A 21,650-nucleotide genomic window follows, 5' to 3' on the forward strand; every position below is an offset into this window, starting at 1 on the left:
TCGATTTCTGGTGCTGGCTGCGGATCAGCCGCGCTCTTCGACGATCTCGACGAGGTGCGGGATCTTGGCAACCATGCCGCGGACCGCAGGAGTATCCTCCAGCTCGCGGGTCTTGTGCATCTTGTTGAGGCCCAGCCCGATCAGCGTCTGGCGCTGGATGGCGGGGCGGCGGATCGGCGAGCCGATCTGCTTCACGACGATGGTCTTGGCCATGTGTCCGTCTCCTTACGCTTCGGCTGCGGCTTCGGCCGGCGCCTCTTCCGGCTTCTTCAGGATGTCCGCCACCTTCTTGCCGCGACGCTGCGCGACCAGGCGGGGGCTGGCTTCCTTCTTGAGACCGTCCAGGGTGGCGCGGATCATGTTGTAGGGGTTCTGCGACCCGATCGACTTGGCGACGACGTCATGGACGCCGAGCATCTCGAACACGGCACGCATCGGACCACCGGCGATGATACCGGTACCCTGCGGGGCGGTGCGCATCACGACGCGACCGGCACCGTGGCGACCTTCGATGTCGTGGTGCAGGGTGCGGCCTTCGCGCAGCGGCACGCGGATCATCTGGCGCTTGGCTTGCTCGGTGGCCTTGCGGATGGCCTCGGGGACCTCCTTGGCCTTGCCTTTGCCGAAGCCCACGCGGCCCTTCTGGTCGCCCACGACCACGAGCGCGGCGAAGCCGAAGCGCTTACCGCCCTTGACGGTCTTGGACACACGGTTGATCGCGACAAGGCGATCGGCAAATTCCGGGGTTTCCTCGCGGTCGCGACGGTTGCCCCGGCGGTTCTCACGTTCTGCCATACGGCTTTCCTTTACTCATGGGCCGCTCACGGCCACAGGTTTCTTCAATCCTGGTGGGCGCGGCCTGGCGGCTGCGCCCCCGGATCATCGGGACGGCCCGGAGGCCGCCCACAGGGTTCAGAACTTCAGGCCGCCTTCACGCGCGGCGTCGGCCAGGGCCTTCACCTTGCCGTGGAACAGGAAGCCACCACGGTCGAAGTAGCACTCCTCGACACCGGCTTTCTTGGCGCGCTCGGCGATCGCAGCACCCACCTTGGCGGCGGCTTCCACGTTGTTCTTGCCGATGATGCCCAGATCCTTTTCCAGCGACGAAGCCGAAGCGAGGGTCACGCCCTGAACGTCGTCGATCAGCTGAACGCTGATGTTCTTGCTGGAGCGGTGCACGCTGAGGCGCACCTTGCCCGGGTTGATCTTGCGAAGCTTGTTCCGGACGCGCAGGCGGCGCTTGAGGAACAGGTCCCGTTTGCTGTTTGCCATCTTTCTCGTCCTTACTTCTTCTTGCCTTCCTTGCGGAAGATGAATTCGCCCTTGTAGCGAATGCCCTTGCCCTTGTAGGGCTCCGGCGCACGCCACTCGCGGATGTTCGCCGCCACCTGGCCCACAAGCTGCGGGTCGATGCCTTCGACGACGATCTCGGTCGGCTTCGGGCAGGTCACGGACACGCCGGCGGGGACGGTGAAGTCCACGTCGTGGCTGAGTCCGAGGTTCAGCTTCAGGGTGTTGCCCTGCATCTGGGCGCGGTAACCGACACCCTGGATCTCGAGCTCTTTCTTGAAGCCTTCGGTGACGCCGGTGACGAGGTTCGCAACCATCGTGCGGGACATGCCCCACTGCTGGAGCGCCCGCTTGGACTTGCCGCGCGGATCGACCGAGACGGTGTTGCCGTCGATCGTGATGGTCACATCATCGGTGGCGTTGAAGCTCAGGGTGCCTTTCGGGCCCTTCACCTCGATGGTCTGGCCGGAGAGCGACGCGGAGACACCCGACGGCAGCTCGACCGGTTTCTTGCCAATACGAGACATAGATCAGGCCCTCCTTAGAAGACGGTGCAGAGAACTTCGCCACCAACATTGTTGGAGCGAGCCGCTGCATCCGACATCACGCCCTTGGACGTGGAGACGATGGAGACACCCAGGCCCTGACGGACGGAGGGAATGTCGTTCACGCTCATGTACACGCGGCGGCCCGGCTTGGAGACCCGCTTCAGTTCGCGGATGACCGGGGTGCCGTCAAAGTACTTGAGGCTGATTTCGATTTCGGGGTGCTCGGCATCCTCGACCTTTTCCCAGCCGCGGATGTAGCCCTCGTCGGCCAGCACGTCGAGAACCCAGGCGCGAAGCTTGGAGGCCGGCGTGCGGACGGTGGACTTGCCGCGCATCTGGGCGTTGCGGATGCGGGTCAGCATATCACCAAGAGGATCGTTCATTTCAATTCCTCCTTACCAGCTCGATTTGACCATGCCGGGGATCTGGCCCTGGGAGGCGAGGTCCCGCAGCGCGATCCGGCTCATCTTCAGCTTACGGTAGTAAGCCTTCGGACGACCCGAGACCTGGCAACGGTTGTGCAGGCGCGTGGCCGAGGAGTTGCGGGGCAGCTTGGCCAGCTTCAGCCGGGCCTTGAACCGCTCTTCCATCGGGCGCTCTTCGTCATTCGCGATCTCTTTCAGCGCGGCACGCTTGGCGGCATATTGCTCGACCAGCTTCTGGCGCTTCTTCTCGCGTTCGATCATGGATTTTTTAGCCATCGGTCGAGTTCCTCAGCTGTTGAACGGCATGTTGAAATGCTTCAACAGCGCCTTGGCTTCCGCGTCGGTCGGCGCGGTGGTGCAGATAACGATGTCCAGCCCCCATGCCTCGTCGACCTTGTCGAAATCGATCTCGGGGAAGACGATGTGTTCCTTGAGTCCCATGGCGTAGTTGCCACGGCCATCGAAGGACTTGCCGGACACGCCGCGGAAGTCGCGGACGCGGGGCAGAGCGATGGTGATCAGGCGATCGAGGAATTCGTACATCCGGTCACCACGGAGGGTCACCTTGGCACCAAGCGGCATGCCCTCGCGGACACGGAAGGTCGCGATGGACTTCTTCGCCTTGGTCACGACGGCCTGCTGGCCGGCGATGGCGGTGAGGTCGTCCGCGGCCGACTTGGCCTTCTTGGAGTCCTTCACGGCTTCGGTGCCGGCGCCGATGTTCAGAACGACCTTTTCCAGACGCGGGATCTGCATGTCGTTCTTGTAGGCGAACTCTTCCTTCAGGGCCGCCCGGATCACGTCGCGGTAGTGGCTCTTGAGGCGCGGGGTGTAATCAGCAGTGTCGAGCATCAGATCGCGTCTCCCGTGGTCTTGGCGAAACGCACCTTCTTGCCATCTTCCTCGCGGAAGCCGACGCGGGTCGGTTTGCCTTTGCCATCGACGATGGCCAGGTTGCTCAGGTCGATCGGCATCGCCTTGGCAATGCGGCCGCCCTGGCTGTTCTGGGTCTGGCGGGTGTGACGGATGGCGATGTTGATACCGCCGACGACGGCCTTTCCGGATTTCGGATCGACGGATTCGATCTGACCGGTCTTGCCCTTGTCTTTGCCGGCAAGCACGACGACCTTGTCACCCTTGCGAAGTTTGGCAGCCATCTTACAGCACCTCCGGGGCGAGCGAGATGATCTTCATGAAGTTCTTCGCGCGCAGCTCACGAACTACCGGCCCGAAGATACGGGTGCCGACCGGCTCGTTGTTGTTGTTGAGGATGACGGCGGCGTTGCGATCGAAGCGGATGGCGGTGCCGTCCTCGCGACGCACTTCCTTGGCGGTCCGCACGACGACAGCCTTGCGGACGTCGCCCTTCTTCACGCGGCCACGCGGGATGGCTTCCTTGACCGACACCACGATGATGTCGCCCACGGAAGCATATTTCCGCTTGGATCCGCCGAGGACCTTGATGCACTGAACCCGGCGGGCGCCGGAGTTGTCAGCGACATCCAGATTGGTCTGCATCTGGATCATGGGGTTACTCCCGACCTGTGGAGGGTGTTCTCGTTGTTCCCCCCAGGGTTTCGTTCAAACCAGGTGTGGCTTGGCCTCAGACGGCCGTCACCACCTCCCAGCGCTTGGTCTTCGAAATCGGCGCACATTCCTGGATGCGGACGGTGTCGCCAACCTTGAACTCGTTCTTCGGGTCGTGGGCCCGATACTTCTTGGAGCTCCGCACGGTCTTGTGCAGAAGCGGGTGCTTGTAGCGGCGCTCGACGAGGACGGTGACGGTCTGCTCGTTCTGGTCGCTGGTGACGGTGCCTTGCAGGATACGCTTGGGCATGGGCTCAGGCCTCCGATGCGGCAGCGGCCGCCTTTTCGTTCAGTACGGTTTTCACGCGGGCCACGTTGCGGCGAACCTCACGCATGCGCGCGGTGTTCTCCATGGCGCCGGTGGCCTGCTGGAAACGCAGGTTGAAGGCTTCTTTCTTGAGGTCGATCAGCTTTTCCCGGAGCTGGTCCGGAGTCTGATCCCGAAGTTCCTTGGCGTTCATCGCCTTTTCCTTTCCACATCGCCGGCAGGCCCCTTGCAGGGTCACCCTGATTCCAGCGGAGTTCGAAGATGAGCGGCCCCTTTACGCCTGCAAGCCCTGCAAAGCAAGGCCTGTCTGGCGAAAAGGCCGCATTTGGCACAACCGCCCCTCTATCCGTACCATTCGGGCGGAAATTCGCCCTGGATCAGCGCGGCCTGGAGGTGTCGCGGCACGAATCGGTTGGAGCGCCGGAGCGGCGCCACAGAGCCCGCCGGTGCGGGGTCAAACGTAGTGGGCTTCCTGGAAGACGTGGTCTACGATGTCTTCGCGCAGCAGGCCCATCGCGGCGAGTTCATCGTCGCTCTTGGCCTCCAGCTCCCGCACCTGGGCGAGATGCTGATCCCGCACCGCGGCGGGCACCAGTTCGGAACAGACATCGGAGAAATACCGCACGACGCGAAGCCGGGCTTCGCTCTCTGCTTCGGCAGAGGCCGTGGATTGAAGGAGCATGCTTTCACCTCCGGATATGGGCAGATTGCGTCTCCCCCTGCCTGACCTGATAGGACATGGGGAATGGACGAGCCAGAGGCGCGCCGGCATTGCCGCCTTGCAGGATCGGCAAGGCCGTCAACGCAACCGAACGCCGGACATCACGAACCGCCGCGCAATGCCGCGCCGGCCCCCACCCCCGGCTCGGCATTCAGCAGAATGGAGATAATTCCGTTAATCCAATCATTTCTCGTGACCCAGCGGCAAGCGGCGGGCTACGCTGGAACGATTACGCAACAGTAAAAACAGAGAGGGACATGCCATGGGCGCACTGGAAAGCCTGTTCGGCCTGATCGGAGATCTCACCTGGGGCTGGGCGTTGATCCCGCTCCTCGTGGTCTTCGGTGTCTTCATCACCTTACTGACCGATTTCGTCCAGTTTCGTTTTTTCAAGCGCATGTTCCGCGTCCTGTCATCCAAGAACCAGTCGGGCGACCCGAATGCGATCTCGGCCCGCGAGGCGCTGCTGATCTCGGTCGGCGGCCGCGTCGGTGGCGGCAATATCGCAGGCGTCGCCGTGGCCATCACGCTCGGCGGCCCCGGCGCGGTGTTCTGGATGTGGGCGATCGCCATCGTCGGCATGGCGACTAGCCTCGTCGAATGCTCGCTGGCGCAGCTCTACAAGCGCCGGCAGCCCGACGGCATGTTCCGCGGCGGCCCGGCCCGGTCGATCCTGCACGGGCTCGGTGAACACTTCCGCTGGCTTGCCGTGCTCTATGCGGTCTGCCTGATCGCCTCCTTCGCGCTCGGGTTCAACGCCTTCCAGGGCAACACGGTCGCCGGCGCCGTTCAGGACAGCCTCGGCATCAACCGGACGATTACCGGCGCCCTGCTGGCCGTGGTCGCCGGCTTCATCGTCTTTGGCGGCATCCACCGGATCGCCAAGGCCGCGGACGTCGTGGTGCCGATCATGGCGGTCGGCTACATCCTGATGGCGCTGATCGTCATCCTGATGAACATCACCGCGGTGCCCGGCGTGCTCGTCTCGATCGTCGCGAACGCCTTCGGCCTCCAGGAAGCGGTGGGTGGCGGCATGGGCGCGGCCATCGCGCAGGGCCTGCGCCGCGGGCTCTTCTCCAACGAGGCCGGTCTCGGCTCGGCCCCCAACGTCGCCGCCACGGCGGACGTGCGTCACCCGATCAGTCAGGGCATCACGCAGTCCTTCTCCGTCTTCATCGACACGATCTTCATCTGCTCCTGCACCGCCTTCATCATCCTGCTGGGCGATGTCTACGTGCCGGGCGCCGAAGGGATCGACGGGATCGCGCTGACCCAGCAATCGCTGGTCTCCCACCTCGGGGACTGGTCGCAATACCTGCTGTCGTTCATGATCCTGCTCTTCGCCTTCAGCTCCATCATCTACAACTACTACCTCGGTGAGAACGCCCTGACGGTGATCACCAAGCACCCGATGGCGGAGAACGCCCTGCGGATCGTCGTGATCGGCATCGTCTTCCTCGGCGCCACCGCGCCGCGCGCCACCTCGGTGTTCTTCTTCTCCGACCCGATGATGGGGATCCTCGCGGTGGTGAACCTCGTGGTGATCATGATGCTGCTGCCGACCTGCCTGCGGATCCTGCGGGACTTCCGTCAGCAGCTGTCGGAGGGCGTCGTGCGGCCCGTGTTCAACCCGGACAACTTCCCGGATCTCGACCTCGACCGCACCGCCTGGACGGCCAAGCCGGACAGCTCGGACTGAGCACACGCGGCACCCTGACCGGCTGCCCGCATCGCTGCCGGGAATGAGCAAGGCCCGCCCTGATCGATCGGGGCGGGCCGTTTCCGCGGGCGTCAGGCCCAGGCGTAGTTAAAGCTCACGCTGATGCGTTCGTCCTCGGCCATGTTCATCGGCACCTCGTGGCGCAGCCAGCTCTCCCAGAGCAGCACGTCGCCGACCTCGGGCGCCACGTAGATGAACCCCTGCATCTCGCGCCGCGCACCCTTCTTCCGGGCCGGCGCGGCCATCATCCGCGCCGAGCGCGGATCCTCCAGCTTCAGCGCGCTCGTGCCCTGGGGCATCGAGACATAGGTCGTACCGCTGATCACGCTGTGCGGATGGATGTGCGAGGCGTGCATCCCGCCTTCGGGAAGGATGTTGATCCAGAGATCCTCGAGCTTGAGTGCCCGGCCGTCGAGATCGAACTCCAGATCCTCGGCAAAGGCGGCGACATGGGCGTCAAGCGCCTCGACGAGATTGCCGAAGATCGGGAACCGCCAGGGCAGATCGGTGAGCGAGGCATAGGACGTGTAGCCCGGATAGCCGTTCTGCTCACACCATTCCTGGCCCGCCTCGTCGTCTTCGGCAATCACCAGACAGGAGTTCTCCAGTTCGGCAGGGTCGATTGCGGGCCCGAACTCGGAGAGTGCGGCGCGGTACAGGCGGGTGACGAAGAGCGACTCGATCTGCGGCATGACGGGCTCCGTTGGAAACATGTCGGACCCGCAATAGAAGGAACCGGCGTCAAAGAAAACATCTGTCCCGTATTTCCCCGTCACAGGCGGATAGGGATGGCGTGTCTTGATCGGGCCTCGGTTTCGCCGATCATGGTTGGGACATCCGACCGGCAAGGAGTATTCTGGATGAAACCGCACCCGCATTTCCGCGACAGGGAAATTCCGCGCATCCATGCTCTCGGAATATTCCGGTTGAAGGCGCTGAGCGTCGACGACTTGGTGAGAGACTATTGTGCGGTCATGGAGAGCGCCGCAGACATCAAGGCTGCAAACCCATCGATGACCTGGCCGGAAGGACTGACCCTGGAAGAGAACCTGACGGATCTCGCATGGCATCAGACAGAGTTTCGGAATCGCCGCAGCTTCGCCTGGATCATCGAAGATGCCGACGGCACCTATCTCGGCTGTCTCTATGTCTATCCGTCGATTTCCGGAGAAGACGCGGCGGATGTTCACTGGTGGTGGCGCCCCGGCAATGGAGTCCACGACGACAGGTTCCGCGATGAGCTGTCGGCGTGGCTGTCAGGTCGCGACTGGCCGCCGCTGGACTACAGGTTGCAAGGCAAGTGACGCCAGCAATGAAAAAAGCCCCCGCTGTCATGAGCGGGGGCTCCGTTATCCATTGTATCCTTGGGTTTTACCCCAAAGATCACCAGTCCTCGCGGACAACCACGCGGGTCTTGATCGGCAGCTTCATCGCGGCGAGGCGCAGGGCCTCCTTTGCCACGTCTTCGCTGACGCCGTCGATCTCGAACATCACCCGGCCCGGCTTGACCTTGGCGGCCCAGTAGTCGACCGAACCCTTACCCTTACCCATCCGGACTTCGGTGGGCTTGGAGGTCACCGGGGTATCCGGGAAGATCCGGATCCAGACGCGGCCCTGACGCTTCATGTGACGCGTCATGGCCCGACGGGCGGCTTCGATCTGACGAGCGGTGACCCGCTCGGGCTGGGTGGCCTTGAGGCCGTAGTGGCCGAAGGCGAGATCGAACCCACCCTTGGCTTCGCCCTTGATCCGGCCCTTGTGGAGCTTGCGGAATTTCGTGCGCTTCGGTTGCAGCATCTCGTTTACTCCTTACCGGTCACGGTCACGGTCGCCGCGCTCGCGACGGCCGCCACCTGCGCCACGGGGCGCGGGGCCATCCTGGAGCTCCTGGGCGCGGCGATCACGAGCCGACGGGTCGTGCTCCATGATCTCGCCTTTGAAGATCCAGACCTTGATGCCGATGATGCCATAGGGCGTGGTGGCTTCGGCGTGGGCGTAGTCGATGTCGGCGCGCAGCGTGTGCAGCGGCACCCGGCCCTCGCGATACCACTCGGTCCGGGCGATCTCGGCGCCGCCGAGGCGGCCCGCGACGTTCACCCGGATGCCCAGGGCACCCATGCGCATGGCGTTCTGCACCGCGCGCTTCATGGCGCGACGGAACGACACCCGGCGCTCCAGCTGCTGGGCGATGGACTCGCCGACCAGCGCAGCGTCCAGCTCCGGCTTGCGGACCTCGACGATGTTGAGGTGCAGCTCGGAATCCGTCATCGCGGCCAGCTTCTTGCGAAGCACCTCGATGTCGGCGCCCTTCTTGCCAATGATGACACCCGGACGGGCGGTGTGGATGGTGACGCGGCACTTCTTGTGCGGCCGCTCGATGATCACCTTGGACACACCGGCCTGCTTGCATTCCTTCTCGATGTACTCGCGGATCGCGATGTCTTCGAGCAGGAGATCACCATAGTCCTTGGTGTCGGCGTACCAGCGGCTGTCCCAGGTGCGGTTCACCTGCAGACGCATGCCGATCGGATTGACTTTATGACCCATTAGGCTTGCTCCTCGACCTGGCGGACCTTGATGGTGAGCTCGGAGAACGGCTTCATGATCCGTCCGTACCGGCCACGGGCACGCGGGCGACCGCGCTTCATGGTCAGGTTCTTGCCCACATAGGCCTCCGCGACGATCAGCTCATCGACGTCCAGGTTGTGGTTGTTCTCGGCGTTGGCGATCGCGGACTGAAGGCACTTCTTCACGTCCTCGGCGATCCGGCGCTTGGAGAAGGTCAGGTCCGTGAGGGCCTTCTCGACCTTCTTGCCGCGGATCATCGCCGCAACCAGGTTCAGTTTCTGAGGAGAGGTCCGCAGCATGCGCACCTTGGCCATCGCCTCGTTGTCCGCCACGCGGCGGGGATTCTTGTCCTTGCCCATGGCGAATTACTTCCTCTTGGCTTTCTTGTCCGCCGCGTGACCGTAGTAGGTCCGGGTCGGAGCATATTCGCCGAACTTCTGGCCGATCATGTCTTCGGAAACGGCGACCGGAATGTGCTTCTGGCCGTTGTAGACACCGAAGGTCAGACCAACGAATTGCGGCAGGATGGTGGAGCGGCGCGACCAGATCTTGATGACCTCGTTGCGACCGGACTCGCGGGCTTTCTCGGCCTTCTTCAGGACATAGCTGTCGACGAAGGGGCCTTTCCAAACGGAACGCGACATGTGTTAGCGGCCCTTCTTCTTGGCGTGACGCGAGCGCAGGATGAGCTTCTGCGACGCCTTGTTCTTGTTGCGGGTACGCGCACCCTTGGTCGGCTTGCCCCAGGGGGTAACCGGGTGGCGACCACCGGACGTCCGGCCTTCACCACCACCATGGGGGTGATCGATCGGGTTCATCACGACGCCGCGGACGGCGGGGCGCTTGCCCTGGTGACGGGTCCGACCGGCCTTGCCGAAGTTCTGGTTCGAGTTGTCCGGGTTCGAGACGGCACCGACGGTGGCCATGCACTCCTGACGCACCATGCGCAGTTCGCCCGAGGACAGGCGGATCTGTGCATAGCCGCCGTCACGGCCGACGAACTGGGCGTAGGTGCCCGCGGCGCGTGCGATCTGGCCGCCCTTGCCGGGCTTCATCTCGATGTTGTGGACGATCGTGCCGATCGGCATGCCCGAGAACGGCATCGCGTTACCCGGCTTCACGTCGACCTTGGAGCCGGCGACGACCTTGTCGCCAACAGCGAGGCGCTGCGGGGCCAGGATGTAGGCCTGCTCGCCATCTTCGTATTTCACCAGCGCGATGAAGGCGGTCCGGTTCGGGTCGTATTCGATCCGCTCGACGGTGGCCGCCACGTCGACCTTGTTGCGCTTGAAATCGACGATCCGGTAGAGGCGTTTCGCCCCGCCACCGCGGCGTCGTGCGGTGATACGTCCGGTGTTGTTCCGGCCGCCCTTCTTGGTCAAACCCTCGGTGAGGGACTTGACGGGGCGTCCTTTCCACAGCTCCGAACGGTCGATCAGCACCAGCCCGCGCTGGCCCGGCGTCGTCGGCTTGTACGACTTGAGTGCCATGCTTTCTGTCTTCCGTTAGCTTTGCAGGGCTTGTCGCCCCGCTATGTGTGGGCCTTTCGGCCTGGGTATAGGGCCCTCGGCAGAGGTCCCCGGCTATCCGTTCTTGCGAACAAAGCCAAAGCCCCGGACGAATCCGGGGCTCGGCGGATGGGCTCTCTTATGGGAGCGGCGACGGGCGGTCAAGCGATTCCCACCCTTGATCGGCCTACAAAACAAGAGGAAACGCCAGTCAAACGGTTCAGGCGGGCGACGGCGCCGCCGGCGATGGCCGGATACCGGCCGGAACACTGGCCACCGGTGCCTTGCCGCTCCGGGGTCAGTCCGTCTTGTAGCGCCCCGGCTGAACGAACTCGTTGATCTTGCGCATGTGATCGGCGGTCATCTCGACCCCGCAGAACCGCGCGATCTCGGACACGGTCTGCTCCGTCCGCAGGAGCAGTTTCTCGTAGCTCACGATCAGCGTCGGACGCTTGTGCTCCAGAACGAAATTCAGGTTCCGCCGGGTCTGCTTCATCGACGCGCGCAGCGACATGACCGCGTTCTCGTCGCCCCGGGCATACATGCCGAGGGCATTCGCCCCAAGGTCCCGGGTCGTGACGATGAACCGGACATTCCTGAGATGCGGAAGCAGATCCTCGATGTAGCCGTTGGAATGCGGGTGCTTCCATCCCCAGACGTCGAATGCCTCGTTTCGGCGCGCCACCGTCTCGACGATCGCCCCGAGTCCGCGCTTAAGGCGGAAGTCCCTGTCCTCGAGATTGGTGCCTGTCTCCGTCCCCAGGGGGATGCCGAGACCAGACAGAACTCCGGCGACAGCGGTCGTGCCGCCTCGGTTGACACCGAAAATGTGGAACGTCCGCTGAGGCGCCTCCTGGGAGGCAACGTCCTCGAAAAGCCGCATGGTGCATGCCTTGACGCGGAGCTCGTCCTCACCGTCCATCTTCGCTCTTTCCCTATCGTATTGGCTGCGTCCGCAGGGTCGGGCCGGCCCTCAGAAGTCGCCGCAATCCCTGCGTGCTGCCGTCTGGATCTGCTGCCGCTGCTGCAGGATCCCGATGCTTGACCGTGCGCTCTGGTCGGTGATGGCCTTCACCTCGACGAGCGTCTGCCGGGACATGATCGCGATACAGGCGTCCGGCACATCGGCATTCCGGAGGGCTCTGGTCATGGAAGAGCGGAGCTGTTCCGTGCCGCCGTTCTTGTCCGGTGGCGTCGTGGGGGTACACCCGGCGAGCAGGGCGCCGACGAGCAAGGCGCTGATCATGAAGCGATTAGGTTTCACCTTCGTGTCCTTTCCTGTGCGAGAGCCGCGCAGGAGAAGCCTAGCATGAAGACAGGGGCCGACCACCCCGAAGGCAGCACATTCCACGGCAGGACGGGCTCAAAATTCCGGGCATTTCCCCTTCCTTCCGAGCCACCGAAAACGAAAAAGGCCCCCGCGGTGGCAGGGGCCTTCTTTCTTCGATCCTGTCCGGAGCCTCAGAGGCCGGTGGACACGTCGATCGTGTTGCCCTCTTCGAGGGTCACGTAGGCTTTCTTGACGTCCTTGCGCTTGCCGGGCTGACCGCGGAAACGCTTGACCTTGCCCTTGGTGACGGTCGTGTTCACGGCCTTCACCTTCACACCAAACAGACCTTCGACGGCCTCCTTGATCTGGGGCTTGTTGGCGTCGATGGCGACCTCGAAGACCACCGCATTCGCCTCGGAGGCCATGGTGGCCTTCTCGGTGATGATGGGCTTGCGGATCACGTCGTAGTATTCGGCTTTGACGCTCATTTCAGGCGAGCCTCCAGTGCTTCGACACCCGCCTTCGTGATCACCAGGGTGTCACGCTTCAGGATGTCCATGACATTGGCGCCGATCGAGGGCAGCACGTCCAGACCTTCGATGTTGGCCGCGGCACGAGCGAAGTTCTCGTTCACCTCGGCGCCGTCGATGATCAGCGCACGCTTCCAGCCCAGCTCCTTGACCTGCTTGGCAAGGATCTTGGTCTTGGCTTCGTCCATCGCGGCCGAGTCCAGGACAACGAGGTTGCCGGACGCCACCTTGGAGGACAGCGCGAGCTTCAGGCCGAGCTTGCGGACCTTCTTGGGAAGGTCGTGGGCATGGCTGCGCGGGGTCGGGCCCTTGTAGATACCACCCTTGCGGAAGATCGGCGCGTTGCGGTCGCCGTGGCGAGCGCCACCGGTGCCCTTCTGGCGGTAGATCTTCTTGGTCGAGTAGCTGGTTTCCGAGCGGGTCTTGACCTTGTGGGTGCCGGCCTGCGCCTTGTTGCGCTGCCAGCGGACCACGCGGTGCAGGATGTCGGCACGCGGCTCCAGGCCGAAGATGTCCTCGGCCAGTTCCACGTCGCCGGCGGCCCCGCCGTCGAGCTTGATCACATCAAGTTTCATTCTTCCGCACCCCCTTCAGCAGGCGCTTCAGCCGGAGCTTCGGCGACGGCGGCGGCTTCAGCGGCCTTGATCGCGGCCGGGAACGGCACGCCTTCGGGCAGCTTCTTCTTCACGGCGTCCTTGATGGTGACCCAGCCACCCTTGGAGCCCGGCACGGCGCCCTTGACCATGATCAGGCCACGGTCGGCGTCGATGCGAACGACTTCCAGGTTCTGGGTGGTGACACGGGCAGCACCCATGTGACCGGCCATCTTCTTGCCCTTGAACACGCGGCCCGGGTCCTGACACTGACCGGTGGAACCGTGCGAACGGTGGGAGATCGACACACCGTGCGAGGCGCGCAGACCGCCGAAGTTGTGGCGCTTCATGGCACCGGCGAAACCCTTACCGATCGAGGTGCCCGACACGTCGACCTTCTGGCCGGCAACGTAGTGCTCGGCAGAGATCTCGGCGCCGACCTCGATCAGGTTCTCCGGGTCCACGCGGAACTCGGCCACCTTGCGCTTGGGCGCAACGTTGGCGGCGGCGAAGTGGCCGCGCATGGCCTGGGAGGTCCGCTTGGCCTTGGCCGAACCGGCACCGAGCTGAACGGCGGTGTAGCCATCCCGCTCGACGGTGCGCTGGTCGACGACCTGCAGGTTGTCGAGTTGAAGGACGGTCACGGGAACCTGCTTCCCGTCCTCCAGGAACAGGCGGGTCATGCCCACCTTCTTGGCAATAACTCCAGAGCGCATCTGATTCATGCCCCCTTAGTTAAGCTTGATTTCGACGTCGACGCCGGCGGCGAGGTCGAGCTTCATCAGCGCGTCCACGGTCTGCGGGGTCGGGTCGACGATGTCGAGCAGACGCTTGTGGGTACGGATCTCCCACTGGTCGCGCGACTTCTTGTCGATGTGCGGTCCACGGAGGACCGTGAACTTCTCGATCTTGTTCGGCAGCGGGATCGGGCCACGCACCTGGGCGCCCGTCCGCTTGGCGGTGTTGACGATCTCCTGCGTGCTGGCGTCCAGCACACGATAGTCAAACGCCTTCAGCCGAATGCGGATGTTCTGGCTTTGCATTGTCAGTCAGCCTTGTTCTCGGCATTGGAGTTGAGAGGTGGAATGCGGCTCATTCCGCACCCCACATCGAACCCGTTCAATGAGGGTGGGGCAGGCCTTTCGGCCCACCCCGAAATTCCGATCTCGAGAGTGATTACTCGATGATCTTGGAGACGACGCCGGCGCCGACGGTGCGGCCGCCTTCGCGGATGGCGAAGCGGAGCTTCTCTTCCATCGCGATCGGGGCGATCAGCTCCACGGTGAACGACACGTTGTCGCCCGGCATCACCATCTCGGTGCCTTCGGCCAGCGTCACCGTCCCGGTCACGTCCGTCGTACGGAAGTAGAACTGCGGGCGGTAGTTGGCGAAGAACGGCGTGTGACGGCCACCCTCTTCCTTGGTCAGGATGTAGGCCTCGGCCTCGAACTTGGTGTGCGGGGTCACCGAGCCCGGCTTGCAGAGAACCTGGCCACGCTCGACGCCTTCACGGTCGACGCCGCGCAGCAGCGCGCCGATGTTGTCGCCGGCTTCACCGCGGTCCAGCAGCTTGCGGAACATCTCGACGCCGGTGCAGGTCGTCTTCTTGGTGTCGCGGATGCCGACGATCTCGATCTCGTCGCCCACGTTGATCACGCCGCGCTCCACACGGCCGGTCACGACCGTGCCGCGGCCGGAGATCGAGAACACGTCCTCGATCGGCATCAGGAACGGCTGGTCGACCGGACGGTCCGGGGTCGGGATGTACTCGTCGACCGCGGCGATCAGCTCGCGGATCGAGTTCTCGCCGATCTCCGGGTTGTTGCCTTCCATCGCGGCCAGGGCCGAGCCCTTGATGATCGGGATGTCGTCGCCCGGGAAGTCGTAGGAGGAGAGCAGCTCGCGGATCTCCATCTCGACGAGCTCCAGCAGCTCCTCGTCATCGACCTGGTCGACCTTGTTCATGTACACCACCAGCGCAGGCACGCCGACCTGGCGGGCCAGCAGGATGTGCTCGCGGGTCTGCGGCATCGGGCCGTCGGCGGCCGAACACACCAGGATCGCGCCGTCCATCTGGGCGGCACCGGTGATCATGTTCTTCACGTAGTCCGCGTGGCCGGGGCAGTCGACGTGCGCGTAGTGACGCGCGTCGGATTCGTACTCGACGTGCGCCGTCGAGATCGTGATGCCGCGGGCCTTCTCTTCCGGCGCGCCGTCGATCTGGTCGTAGGCCTTGAAGTCGCCGAAGTATTTCGTGATCGCAGCCGTCAGCGTCGTCTTGCCGTGGTCAACGTGACCGATCGTGCCGACGTTCACATGCGGTTTGTTACGCTGAAACTTTTCCTTTGCCATGATGGCCTCCTTGTTCTGTGCGGGGGCGGTTTCGACGCCGCCCCCAAATCCCGATTTGCTCTTAGGCGTACTTGGCCTGGATCTCGTCCGAGATGTTCTGCGGCACCGGATCGTAGTGATCGAACTGCATCGTGAACTGCGCGCGGCCCGAGGACATGGAGCGCAGCGTGTTGATGTAGCCGAACATGTTGGCCAGCGGCACGAAGGCGTTGATCGCCACCGCGTTGCCGCGCGGCTCCTGGCCGGTCACCTGGCCACGACGGGAGGTCAGGTCACCGATGATGCCACCGGTGTATTCCTCCGGCGTGATCACCTCGACCTTCATGATCGGCTCGAGCAGCTTGGCTCCGGCCTTCTTCATGCCTTCGCGCATGCCCATGCGAGCGGCGATCTCGAACGCGAGAACGCTGGAGTCCACGTCGTGGAACTTACCGTCGATCAGCGCGACCTTGAAGTCGATCACCGGGAAGCCGGCAAGCGGACCGGAGTCCATAACCGACTTGATACCCTTCTCGACGCCGGGGATGTATTCCTTCGGCACCGCACCACCGACGATCTTGCTCTCGAAGGAGTAGCCCTCGCCCGGCTCGGTTGGGGTAATGACCAGCTTGACCTCGGCGAACTGACCCGAACCACCCGACTGCTTCTTGTGGGTGTAGGAGTGCTCGATCTGCTTCGAGATGGTCTCGCGATAGGCCACCTGCGGCGCACCGATGTTCGCCTCGACCTTGAACTCCCGCTTCAGCCGGTCGACCAGAATGTCGAGGTGAAGTTCGCCCATGCCCTTCATGATAGTCTGACCGGACTCGAGGTCGGTCTCGACGCGGAAGGACGGGTCCTCGGCGGCCAGACGGGCCAGACCCTGGGACATCTTCTCCTGGTCGTTCTTGGTCTTCGGCTCGACCGCGATCTCGATGACCGGGTCGGGGAAGGTCATGGTTTCGAGCACGACAGGGTCGGCGACGGCGCAGAGCGTGTCACCGGTGGTGGTCTCCTTCAGGCCCGCGAGCGCGATGATGTCGCCGGCGAAGGCTTCCTCGATCTCCTCGCGGTTGTTGGAGTGCATCATCATCATACGACCGATGCGCTCTTTCTTGCCCTTGGTGGAGTTCAGGATCGAGTCGCCCTTTTTCATCACGCCGGAGTAGATCCGGGTGAAGGTCAGCGAACCGACGAACGGGTCGTTCATGATCTTGAACGCCAGGCCGGCGAACGGCATGTTGTCGTCTGCGCGGCGGGCGATGTTCCGGGTTTCCGTCTCGTCGCCCGGCTTGAAGCCCATGTAGTCGACCACGTCGAGCGGGCTCGGCAGGTAGTCGATCACGGCGTTCAGCAGCGGCTGGACACCCTTGTTCTTGAACGCGGAACCACCGAGGACCGGCACGAAGGACATCGACAGGCAGCCCTTGCGAACCAGCGAGCGCAGGGTCGGCACGTCGGGCTCTTCGCCTTCGAGGTAGGCTTCCATCGCCGTGTCGTCCATCTCGACCGCGTGCTCGATCAGGTGGCCGCGCCATTCGTCGGCGAGGTCCTTCAGATCGTCACGGATCGGCTGACGCACCCAGGAGGCGCCCAGGTCTTCACCCTGCCACACCCACTCTTCCATGGTGATCAGGTCGACGATGCCCTCGAGCTTGTCCTCGGAGCCGATCGGGAAGTTCACCGGAACGGGGGTCGCGCCGGTGCGGTCCTTGATCATCTTCACGCAGTTGAAGAAGTCGGCGCCGATCTTGTCCATCTTGTTGACGAACACGAGACGCGGAACCTTGTACCGGTCGGCCTGACGCCACACGGTCTCGGTCTGCGGCTCGACACCGGCGTTACCGTCGAGCAGCGCCACGGCGCCGTCGAGCACGGCCAGCGACCGCTCCACCTCGATGGTGAAGTCGACGTGGCCGGGGGTGTCGATGATGTTGTACCGGAACTTGGTGTCGTCCGTGCCTTCGGCGGTCGGATCTTCCTGCCAGCGCCAGAAGGTCGTGGTCGCAGCCGAGGTGATGGTGATGCCCCGCTCCTGCTCCTGCTCCATCCAGTCCATGGTCGCGGCGCCGTCATGAACTTCGCCGATCTTGTGAGACTTTCCGGTGTAATACAGGATACGCTCGGTCGTCGTGGTCTTGCCGGCATCGATGTGCGCCATGATGCCGAAGTTTCGGTAATGGTCGAGAGGATAGTCGCGGGCCATGGGGGGGTCCTCAGGCGTAGATTTGAATTACCAACGGTAGTGGCTGAACGCCTTGTTGGCGTCGGCCATCTTGTGGGTGTCTTCGCGCTTCTTCACGGCAGTGCCACGCGAGTTCACGGCATCGACCAGCTCGCCGGCCAGACGCTCTTCCATCGTGTTCTCGTTGCGGCCGCGGGCCGCGGTGATGAGCCAACGGATGGCGAGGGCCTCGCGGCGCTCGGTCCGAACCTCGACGGGCACCTGGTAGGTCGCACCGCCAACGCGGCGGGAACGAACTTCGACCGACGGCTTGACGTTGTCGAGGGCCTCGGTGAACACCTCGATCGGGGAGCGCTTCAGCTTGCTCTCGACCCGGTCGAGCGCGCTGTACACGATCCGCTCGGCGACCGACTTCTTGCCGTCGATCATCAGGTTGTTCATGAACTTGGTCAGCACCACGTCGCCATATTTGGCGTCGGGCAGCACTTCGCGCTTTTCAGCAGCATGACGACGGGACATCTCTGTCTCTCCTTACTTGGGACGCTTGGCGCCGTATTTCGAGCGACGCTGCTTACGGTCCTTGACGCCCTGGGTATCCAGAACACCGCGCAGGATGTGATAGCGGACACCCGGAAGGTCTTTGACACGACCGCCGCGGATGAGGACCACCGAGTGCTCCTGCAGGTTGTGGCTTTCACCGGGGATGTAGCTGATCACCTCGAAGCCGTTGGTCAGACGAACCTTGGCCACCTTCCGCATGGCCGAGTTCGGCTTCTTCGGAGTGGTGGTGTAGACGCGGGTGCAAACCCCACGCTTCTGCGGGCAGCTCTCGAGGTGCTGCGACTTGGATCGTTTCACTTTGGGCTGCCGCGGCTTGCGGATCAGCTGTTGGATCGTCGGCATTCCGGTTCCCCAGTCTAGCTTTCTTCTTCTCGCGCGTGCCGCGAGGGTTTGTTCATCAAATCGCGCGCTTCACGCGTCCGCAAAGCGCGAAAAACCGCTGGCGTTTCCTCGTACGCGGAAACGACGCGGGTGGGATTACAGAGGATCGGGGCCGGGGCCCGGATCTTGACCACTTCAGTTCTGTAGGTCCGGTCAAACGGAATCCCCGCGACCGAGTGGGCGTGCTCTAGATAGAATCGCCAGCCTTGTCAACAGACGCTTGGGAAATATGGCTCCGCGCTGCGTCGCGGGCCGCATCCTCGGCCAGTTTTCGCTCCCGGTGGAAGGTGAAGATGCCGGTCGCCACGACGATCCCCGCGCCGATCAGGGTCATCCCGTCCGGCCATTCACCGAAGACCAGCCAGCCGAGCAGCAGCGCCCAGAGCAGCGACGTGTAGCGGAACGGCGCCACGAAGGCGATATCCCCCGCTCGCATGGTCGCGATCGAGAACAGGTAGGCGAAGGTGATCATCAGCGAGGCCCCGCCGAGGGCCAGCCAGGCATCGGGCGGCACCGGGCGCCAGCTGTCCGGGCCAAAGACAAGGCCAAGGCCGCCAAAGGCCATGACACCAAGGGACGCAGCCACCGCAACCGTCATCGAGCTGGTCTCGATGGAGACCATGCGCGCGGTCAGATCCCGGGCCGTGACGAAGATCACCGCTCCCACCACGTAGACCGAATAGATCGTGAAACCCTCTGCGCCGGGACGGACGATCAGCATGACCCCGGCGAACCCAACGAGGATCGCCAGCAGCCGCCGCCAGCCGATCGGCTCGCCGAGAAACGCCGCCGCCGCGAGCGTCACCGAGAGCGGCATGGCCTGCATGATCGCCGTGGCATTGGCGATCGGCATGTGGAACAGCGCGGTGATGAAGCAATAGGCCGCCGCGATCTCCGCCAGGGTGCGCCAGACCACGAGCCCCCGGTCGCGGCGCGGCAGCCGCAGTCGCAGCGACCCCGTCACGGCGGCGGCGACGAGAATCATCACCGAGCCACCGATTCCCCGCAGGAACACCGCCTGGAACATCGACATGTCCCCCGACACCGACTTCATGAGCGCATCATTGATGGTGAAGGACGCCATGGACGCCGCCATCAGCGCCGCGGCCTTGAAATTGGGAGACATGGAATGGGCGCCTTTCGGAGAAATGCAAGCCCGCGATGCGGGAGCGCGCGGGCTTTGTCAACGCGGCAGGCGGGAAATGACCTCGCGGCATCGGGCGGGGCCATGTTGATGCGGGTCAAAGAACAACGTTCACGATCGGCGGTATCCTGTCGACGAGCGTATTGACCTGCCCCGTCCCGGTCATGTCATCCTGCCAGCAGGGACGCCGGGGCTTCCGGGGAGGGAGACAATGGAGGGACCCATGAAGCTCAGAACTCTGCTCGCCATCCTTGGCCTCGCGGTGCTTGGATTCGCCTGCACGGACACGCAACACTACCCGATCACCGGCGAGGAATGCGGGCCGGACGATCCGGTTCAGGACCTCTCGGTGCAGCAATGCGCCGAGGCGGCCTGATCCGCCGGACGGGTGCGCATCGCCACGTTCAACGTGCAGAACCTGCGCCTCCGGCAACTGGCCGGTGGCGAGGCGGCGCTCGACGGAGCGCGTGACGGCGACGTGCCGACGGACACCGACGAGGACGCGCCTGCCTTCGACAAGGCGGACCGGCGCCTGACCGCGGCGGTCCTCCACGACATGAACGCCGATGTCGTGGCGCTTCAGGAGGTGCATGACCAGGAGACGCTGGACTACTTCCACGAGCGGTTCCTCGTGCGCACCGGGCTCCGGCCCTATCCGCACCGGATCTGCCTGCCCGGCAACGACGGCATGGGGCGCAACCTCGCGCTTCTGAGCCGCCTGCCGCCCAGCGCCCTGCAAAGCCACGCCGGCCTTCGCCCGTCGGACCTCGGACTCGCGCCGCTGGAGGGCGTGGCGCCGGATCGCCCGCTGTTCTGCCGCGACTGCCTGATGGTCGATCTGCCCGGGATCACCCTCTACCTCTGCCACTTCAAGGCCCCCTACCCCGACGCCGACGCGACCCGCCCGGCCCGCCGGCTTGAGGCGCTCGGGGTGCGACGCCTGATCGAGAACCGCTTCGCTCGGCCCGAGCGCGCCATGTGGATGATCCTTGGCGATCTCAACGAGCCCGACGCGCAGGTGCCGCTGGCGGAAAAGGCGACCGCGCCCCTGCTCGACGACTTCGCCATCGACCTTCTGGAGCGCCGCCCGCGGGGGCAGCGTTGGTCCTATCACGAGCCGCGTCGCGGCACCTATTCGCGGCCCGACGCGCTGCTGGCCTCGCCGGCGCTGGCGGCCGCCTGCCCGCTCGCCATGCCCCGCCTCGTGAGGGAAGGCATGGGCCGCGAGGCCACCGCCTATCCCGGCCCGCGCCTGCATGGGGTGGGCGAACACCGTCCCCATGCCAGCGACCACGCCGCCATCATGGTGGATCTCGAGGGGATCGGGGCCTGACATCACCGATCCGCCGGACACCCTGTTGACAGCCGCGCACGGGCATTATTGTTATGAGATAACATTTCACATCCGCCGTGGAGCGATTCCTCATGCCCCTCCGTTTGCTCATTGCCGGCGCGCTCATCTGCGCCGCGCCAACCGCCATCGCCCAGCAGCGCCAGCTGGACGCCCATGAGCATGGCGCCGGGACCCTGGACCTCGCCCGTTCCGGCAACATCCTGGAGTTCGAACTGCGCGCCCCCGGCGCAGATATCGTCGGCTTTGAGCACGCCGCGACCTCGGAGGAAGACAAAATGGCCGTCGCCGCGGCCATCGAAATGCTTTCGAAACCCGAGACGATTCTCGCCTTATCGGACGCGGCAGGATGCGAGCCTCAGGAGGCAACAGCGATCCTGGTCGCAATGAGCGACGAGCACGAGGACGAAGCTGGAATGCTCGAGCACGACGAGCATGACGAGCATGACGACCACGAGGAAGCTGCCGCCGGTCACACAGAGTTCCATGCACACGCGATCTACACCTGCTCCAATCCCGAGGCGCTCGACCGGATCGACCTGCCCTACTTCGGGCATTTCCCCAATGCGCGCGAGCTTGAGGTTCAGGCGGTTTCCGACAAGGGTGGCTTCGGCGCCGAGGTGGTCCGGGACCAGCCGGTGCTGCAACTGGACGGCAAGCTGTGAGACA

General features: G+C 64.1%; 34 protein-coding genes. 5 read left to right on the top strand and 29 right to left on the bottom strand.

Annotated features, from left to right (window positions below):
• Positions 1–24 precede the first annotated feature (24 nt).
• From rpmD to CHB86_RS12900, 12 genes are all read right to left on the bottom strand, one after another.
• Positions 25–213: a 50S ribosomal protein L30 gene (rpmD, locus tag CHB86_RS12845; RefSeq protein ID WP_089233448.1), complete on the bottom strand. Its 189-nt coding sequence runs from the start codon at positions 211–213 to the stop codon at positions 25–27.
• 12 nt (positions 214–225) lie between these two features.
• Entirely contained in the window at positions 226–795 is a 570-nt protein-coding gene (rpsE, locus tag CHB86_RS12850; RefSeq protein ID WP_089233449.1) for a 30S ribosomal protein S5, read from the bottom strand.
• Between the two features lie 117 nt (positions 796–912).
• Positions 913–1,272, bottom strand: a complete 360-nt coding sequence (gene rplR / locus CHB86_RS12855; RefSeq protein ID WP_089233450.1) for a 50S ribosomal protein L18 — start codon at positions 1,270–1,272, stop codon at positions 913–915.
• 11 nt (positions 1,273–1,283) lie between these two features.
• A complete protein-coding gene (gene rplF, locus CHB86_RS12860; protein WP_089233451.1) occupies positions 1,284–1,817 on the bottom strand; it encodes a 50S ribosomal protein L6 in 534 nt (177 codons plus the stop codon).
• Positions 1,818–1,831: 14 nt separating this feature from the next.
• On the bottom strand, positions 1,832–2,221 hold the full coding sequence (gene rpsH / locus CHB86_RS12865) for a 30S ribosomal protein S8 (protein ID WP_089233452.1): 390 nt from the start codon (positions 2,219–2,221) through the stop codon (positions 1,832–1,834).
• A 12-nt stretch (positions 2,222–2,233) separates the two neighbouring features.
• A complete protein-coding gene (rpsN, locus tag CHB86_RS12870; RefSeq protein ID WP_089233453.1) occupies positions 2,234–2,539 on the bottom strand; it encodes a 30S ribosomal protein S14 in 306 nt (101 codons plus the stop codon).
• A 12-nt stretch (positions 2,540–2,551) separates the two neighbouring features.
• Entirely contained in the window at positions 2,552–3,115 is a 564-nt protein-coding gene (rplE, locus tag CHB86_RS12875; protein WP_089233454.1) for a 50S ribosomal protein L5, read from the bottom strand.
• Positions 3,115–3,420, bottom strand: a complete 306-nt coding sequence (gene rplX, locus CHB86_RS12880) for a 50S ribosomal protein L24 (protein ID WP_089233455.1) — start codon at positions 3,418–3,420, stop codon at positions 3,115–3,117. Before rplX ends, rplE begins: the two co-directional genes overlap by 1 nt.
• Position 3,421: 1 nt before the next feature.
• Entirely contained in the window at positions 3,422–3,790 is a 369-nt protein-coding gene (gene rplN / locus CHB86_RS12885; protein WP_005621870.1) for a 50S ribosomal protein L14, read from the bottom strand.
• 76 nt (positions 3,791–3,866) lie between these two features.
• Complete coding sequence (gene rpsQ / locus CHB86_RS12890) at positions 3,867–4,100, bottom strand: 30S ribosomal protein S17 (RefSeq protein ID WP_089233456.1); 234 nt, start codon at positions 4,098–4,100, stop codon at positions 3,867–3,869.
• A gap of 4 nt (positions 4,101–4,104) precedes the next feature.
• Entirely contained in the window at positions 4,105–4,311 is a 207-nt protein-coding gene (gene rpmC / locus CHB86_RS12895) for a 50S ribosomal protein L29 (RefSeq protein WP_089233457.1), read from the bottom strand.
• A 261-nt stretch (positions 4,312–4,572) separates the two neighbouring features.
• Entirely contained in the window at positions 4,573–4,800 is a 228-nt protein-coding gene (locus tag CHB86_RS12900; RefSeq protein WP_089233458.1) for a hypothetical protein, read from the bottom strand.
• Between the two features lie 301 nt (positions 4,801–5,101).
• On the opposite strand from CHB86_RS12900, the gene CHB86_RS12905 reads away from it, so the two are divergent.
• A complete protein-coding gene (locus tag CHB86_RS12905) occupies positions 5,102–6,538 on the top strand; it encodes an alanine/glycine:cation symporter family protein (RefSeq protein ID WP_089233459.1) in 1,437 nt (478 codons plus the stop codon).
• Positions 6,539–6,630: 92 nt separating this feature from the next.
• Here the strand turns inward: CHB86_RS12905 and CHB86_RS12910 are convergent, their stop codons facing one another.
• Positions 6,631–7,251 (bottom strand): 2OG-Fe(II) oxygenase family protein, encoded by a 621-nt coding sequence (locus tag CHB86_RS12910; protein ID WP_089233460.1) that lies wholly within the window; start codon positions 7,249–7,251, stop codon positions 6,631–6,633.
• 168 nt (positions 7,252–7,419) lie between these two features.
• Here CHB86_RS12910 and CHB86_RS12915 point away from each other — a divergent pair, with 168 nt between their 5' ends.
• Positions 7,420–7,863 carry a hypothetical protein gene (locus CHB86_RS12915; protein ID WP_089233461.1) on the top strand — a complete coding sequence of 148 codons (444 nt, stop codon included), beginning with the start codon at positions 7,420–7,422 and terminating at the stop codon, positions 7,861–7,863.
• A 79-nt stretch (positions 7,864–7,942) separates the two neighbouring features.
• Here the strand turns inward: CHB86_RS12915 and rplP are convergent, their stop codons facing one another.
• From rplP to CHB86_RS12995, 16 genes are all read right to left on the bottom strand, one after another.
• Positions 7,943–8,356 (bottom strand): 50S ribosomal protein L16, encoded by a 414-nt coding sequence (gene rplP, locus CHB86_RS12920; RefSeq protein ID WP_089233462.1) that lies wholly within the window; start codon positions 8,354–8,356, stop codon positions 7,943–7,945.
• A gap of 12 nt (positions 8,357–8,368) precedes the next feature.
• Complete coding sequence (gene rpsC / locus CHB86_RS12925; RefSeq protein ID WP_089233463.1) at positions 8,369–9,106, bottom strand: 30S ribosomal protein S3; 738 nt, start codon at positions 9,104–9,106, stop codon at positions 8,369–8,371.
• The gene (gene rplV / locus CHB86_RS12930; protein WP_089233464.1) at positions 9,106–9,486 is read right to left on the bottom strand and encodes a 50S ribosomal protein L22; all 381 of its coding nucleotides are present in this window, start codon (positions 9,484–9,486) and stop codon (positions 9,106–9,108) included. The genes rpsC and rplV overlap by 1 nt, the downstream gene beginning before the upstream one ends.
• A 6-nt stretch (positions 9,487–9,492) precedes the next feature.
• On the bottom strand, positions 9,493–9,771 hold the full coding sequence (rpsS, locus tag CHB86_RS12935; RefSeq protein WP_089233465.1) for a 30S ribosomal protein S19: 279 nt from the start codon (positions 9,769–9,771) through the stop codon (positions 9,493–9,495).
• A 3-nt stretch (positions 9,772–9,774) separates the two neighbouring features.
• A complete protein-coding gene (rplB, locus tag CHB86_RS12940) occupies positions 9,775–10,617 on the bottom strand; it encodes a 50S ribosomal protein L2 (protein ID WP_089233466.1) in 843 nt (280 codons plus the stop codon).
• Between the two features lie 316 nt (positions 10,618–10,933).
• Positions 10,934–11,557, bottom strand: a complete 624-nt coding sequence (locus CHB86_RS12945) for a sulfotransferase (RefSeq protein ID WP_089233467.1) — start codon at positions 11,555–11,557, stop codon at positions 10,934–10,936.
• 51 nt (positions 11,558–11,608) lie between these two features.
• Positions 11,609–11,899 (bottom strand): hypothetical protein, encoded by a 291-nt coding sequence (locus CHB86_RS12950; RefSeq protein WP_141134892.1) that lies wholly within the window; start codon positions 11,897–11,899, stop codon positions 11,609–11,611.
• 197 nt (positions 11,900–12,096) lie between these two features.
• On the bottom strand, positions 12,097–12,393 hold the full coding sequence (locus tag CHB86_RS12955) for a 50S ribosomal protein L23 (RefSeq protein ID WP_089233469.1): 297 nt from the start codon (positions 12,391–12,393) through the stop codon (positions 12,097–12,099).
• On the bottom strand, positions 12,390–13,010 hold the full coding sequence (gene rplD / locus CHB86_RS12960; RefSeq protein ID WP_089233470.1) for a 50S ribosomal protein L4: 621 nt from the start codon (positions 13,008–13,010) through the stop codon (positions 12,390–12,392). The genes CHB86_RS12955 and rplD overlap by 4 nt, the downstream gene beginning before the upstream one ends.
• Positions 13,007–13,744 carry a 50S ribosomal protein L3 gene (rplC, locus tag CHB86_RS12965; protein ID WP_068118568.1) on the bottom strand — a complete coding sequence of 246 codons (738 nt, stop codon included), beginning with the start codon at positions 13,742–13,744 and terminating at the stop codon, positions 13,007–13,009. Before rplC ends, rplD begins: the two co-directional genes overlap by 4 nt.
• 15 nt (positions 13,745–13,759) lie before the next feature.
• On the bottom strand, positions 13,760–14,071 hold the full coding sequence (gene rpsJ, locus CHB86_RS12970; protein ID WP_068118569.1) for a 30S ribosomal protein S10: 312 nt from the start codon (positions 14,069–14,071) through the stop codon (positions 13,760–13,762).
• Between the two features lie 133 nt (positions 14,072–14,204).
• Positions 14,205–15,380 carry an elongation factor Tu gene (tuf, locus tag CHB86_RS12975; protein WP_089233262.1) on the bottom strand — a complete coding sequence of 392 codons (1,176 nt, stop codon included), beginning with the start codon at positions 15,378–15,380 and terminating at the stop codon, positions 14,205–14,207.
• 61 nt (positions 15,381–15,441) lie between these two features.
• A complete protein-coding gene (fusA, locus tag CHB86_RS12980) occupies positions 15,442–17,565 on the bottom strand; it encodes an elongation factor G (protein WP_089233471.1) in 2,124 nt (707 codons plus the stop codon).
• A gap of 27 nt (positions 17,566–17,592) precedes the next feature.
• The gene (gene rpsG, locus CHB86_RS12985; RefSeq protein ID WP_089233472.1) at positions 17,593–18,063 is read right to left on the bottom strand and encodes a 30S ribosomal protein S7; all 471 of its coding nucleotides are present in this window, start codon (positions 18,061–18,063) and stop codon (positions 17,593–17,595) included.
• A gap of 12 nt (positions 18,064–18,075) precedes the next feature.
• The gene (gene rpsL / locus CHB86_RS12990; protein ID WP_008182915.1) at positions 18,076–18,447 is read right to left on the bottom strand and encodes a 30S ribosomal protein S12; all 372 of its coding nucleotides are present in this window, start codon (positions 18,445–18,447) and stop codon (positions 18,076–18,078) included.
• A gap of 226 nt (positions 18,448–18,673) precedes the next feature.
• Positions 18,674–19,612, bottom strand: coding sequence for a DMT family transporter (locus CHB86_RS12995; RefSeq protein WP_089233473.1), 939 nt, complete (start codon positions 19,610–19,612; stop codon positions 18,674–18,676).
• Between the two features lie 241 nt (positions 19,613–19,853).
• Between CHB86_RS12995 and CHB86_RS24635 the strand changes: the two genes are divergently transcribed.
• The 3 genes from CHB86_RS24635 (at position 19,854) to CHB86_RS13005 (ending at position 21,646) form a co-directional block, all read left to right on the top strand.
• Positions 19,854–20,006, top strand: a complete 153-nt coding sequence (locus CHB86_RS24635) for a hypothetical protein (protein ID WP_176442865.1) — start codon at positions 19,854–19,856, stop codon at positions 20,004–20,006.
• Between the two features lie 12 nt (positions 20,007–20,018).
• Entirely contained in the window at positions 20,019–20,963 is a 945-nt protein-coding gene (locus CHB86_RS13000) for an endonuclease/exonuclease/phosphatase family protein (RefSeq protein WP_089233474.1), read from the top strand.
• 92 nt (positions 20,964–21,055) lie between these two features.
• The gene (locus tag CHB86_RS13005) at positions 21,056–21,646 is read left to right on the top strand and encodes a DUF2796 domain-containing protein (protein WP_089233475.1); all 591 of its coding nucleotides are present in this window, start codon (positions 21,056–21,058) and stop codon (positions 21,644–21,646) included.
• Positions 21,647–21,650: the final 4 nt, after the last annotated feature.

The organism is Tropicimonas sediminicola, from assembly GCF_900188335.1.
Taxonomy (GTDB): Bacteria; Pseudomonadota; Alphaproteobacteria; order Rhodobacterales; family Rhodobacteraceae; genus Tropicimonas; species Tropicimonas sediminicola.

Excerpts from the sequence above, each read along its gene's own strand:
- CHB86_RS12995 (WP_089233473.1), bottom strand. The coding sequence starts at position 19,612 with ATGTCTCCCAATTTCAAGGCCGCGGCGCTGATGGCGGCGTCCATGGCG.
- rplE (WP_089233454.1), bottom strand. The coding sequence starts at position 3,115 with ATGCTCGACACTGCTGATTACACCCCGCGCCTCAAGAGCCACTACCGC.
- rplV (WP_089233464.1), bottom strand. The coding sequence starts at position 9,486 with ATGGGCAAGGACAAGAATCCCCGCCGCGTGGCGGACAACGAGGCGATG.
- fusA (WP_089233471.1), bottom strand. The coding sequence starts at position 17,565 with ATGGCCCGCGACTATCCTCTCGACCATTACCGAAACTTCGGCATCATG.
- CHB86_RS12905 (WP_089233459.1), top strand. The coding sequence starts at position 5,102 with ATGGGCGCACTGGAAAGCCTGTTCGGCCTGATCGGAGATCTCACCTGG.
- rplN (WP_005621870.1), bottom strand. The coding sequence starts at position 3,790 with ATGATCCAGATGCAGACCAATCTGGATGTCGCTGACAACTCCGGCGCC.
- CHB86_RS12955 (WP_089233469.1), bottom strand. The coding sequence starts at position 12,393 with ATGAGCGTCAAAGCCGAATACTACGACGTGATCCGCAAGCCCATCATC.
- tuf (WP_089233262.1), bottom strand. The coding sequence starts at position 15,380 with ATGGCAAAGGAAAAGTTTCAGCGTAACAAACCGCATGTGAACGTCGGC.
- rpsJ (WP_068118569.1), bottom strand. The coding sequence starts at position 14,071 with ATGCAAAGCCAGAACATCCGCATTCGGCTGAAGGCGTTTGACTATCGT.
- rplD (WP_089233470.1), bottom strand. The coding sequence starts at position 13,010 with ATGAAACTTGATGTGATCAAGCTCGACGGCGGGGCCGCCGGCGACGTG.
- CHB86_RS12915 (WP_089233461.1), top strand. The coding sequence starts at position 7,420 with ATGAAACCGCACCCGCATTTCCGCGACAGGGAAATTCCGCGCATCCAT.
- rpsN (WP_089233453.1), bottom strand. The coding sequence starts at position 2,539 with ATGGCTAAAAAATCCATGATCGAACGCGAGAAGAAGCGCCAGAAGCTG.
- rpsS (WP_089233465.1), bottom strand. The coding sequence starts at position 9,771 with ATGTCGCGTTCCGTTTGGAAAGGCCCCTTCGTCGACAGCTATGTCCTG.
- CHB86_RS12900 (WP_089233458.1), bottom strand. The coding sequence starts at position 4,800 with ATGCTCCTTCAATCCACGGCCTCTGCCGAAGCAGAGAGCGAAGCCCGG.
- rplC (WP_068118568.1), bottom strand. The coding sequence starts at position 13,744 with ATGCGCTCTGGAGTTATTGCCAAGAAGGTGGGCATGACCCGCCTGTTC.
- rplX (WP_089233455.1), bottom strand. The coding sequence starts at position 3,420 with ATGGCTGCCAAACTTCGCAAGGGTGACAAGGTCGTCGTGCTTGCCGGC.
- rpsG (WP_089233472.1), bottom strand. The coding sequence starts at position 18,063 with ATGTCCCGTCGTCATGCTGCTGAAAAGCGCGAAGTGCTGCCCGACGCC.
- rpmD (WP_089233448.1), bottom strand. The coding sequence starts at position 213 with ATGGCCAAGACCATCGTCGTGAAGCAGATCGGCTCGCCGATCCGCCGC.
- rpsQ (WP_089233456.1), bottom strand. The coding sequence starts at position 4,100 with ATGCCCAAGCGTATCCTGCAAGGCACCGTCACCAGCGACCAGAACGAG.
- rplR (WP_089233450.1), bottom strand. The coding sequence starts at position 1,272 with ATGGCAAACAGCAAACGGGACCTGTTCCTCAAGCGCCGCCTGCGCGTC.
- rpsC (WP_089233463.1), bottom strand. The coding sequence starts at position 9,106 with ATGGGTCATAAAGTCAATCCGATCGGCATGCGTCTGCAGGTGAACCGC.
- rpsE (WP_089233449.1), bottom strand. The coding sequence starts at position 795 with ATGGCAGAACGTGAGAACCGCCGGGGCAACCGTCGCGACCGCGAGGAA.
- CHB86_RS12945 (WP_089233467.1), bottom strand. The coding sequence starts at position 11,557 with ATGGACGGTGAGGACGAGCTCCGCGTCAAGGCATGCACCATGCGGCTT.
- rpsH (WP_089233452.1), bottom strand. The coding sequence starts at position 2,221 with ATGAACGATCCTCTTGGTGATATGCTGACCCGCATCCGCAACGCCCAG.
- rplB (WP_089233466.1), bottom strand. The coding sequence starts at position 10,617 with ATGGCACTCAAGTCGTACAAGCCGACGACGCCGGGCCAGCGCGGGCTG.
- CHB86_RS24635 (WP_176442865.1), top strand. The coding sequence starts at position 19,854 with ATGAAGCTCAGAACTCTGCTCGCCATCCTTGGCCTCGCGGTGCTTGGA.
- rplF (WP_089233451.1), bottom strand. The coding sequence starts at position 1,817 with ATGTCTCGTATTGGCAAGAAACCGGTCGAGCTGCCGTCGGGTGTCTCC.
- rpsL (WP_008182915.1), bottom strand. The coding sequence starts at position 18,447 with ATGCCGACGATCCAACAGCTGATCCGCAAGCCGCGGCAGCCCAAAGTG.
- CHB86_RS12910 (WP_089233460.1), bottom strand. The coding sequence starts at position 7,251 with ATGCCGCAGATCGAGTCGCTCTTCGTCACCCGCCTGTACCGCGCCGCA.
- rpmC (WP_089233457.1), bottom strand. The coding sequence starts at position 4,311 with ATGAACGCCAAGGAACTTCGGGATCAGACTCCGGACCAGCTCCGGGAA.
- CHB86_RS13005 (WP_089233475.1), top strand. The coding sequence starts at position 21,056 with ATGCCCCTCCGTTTGCTCATTGCCGGCGCGCTCATCTGCGCCGCGCCA.
- rplP (WP_089233462.1), bottom strand. The coding sequence starts at position 8,356 with ATGCTGCAACCGAAGCGCACGAAATTCCGCAAGCTCCACAAGGGCCGG.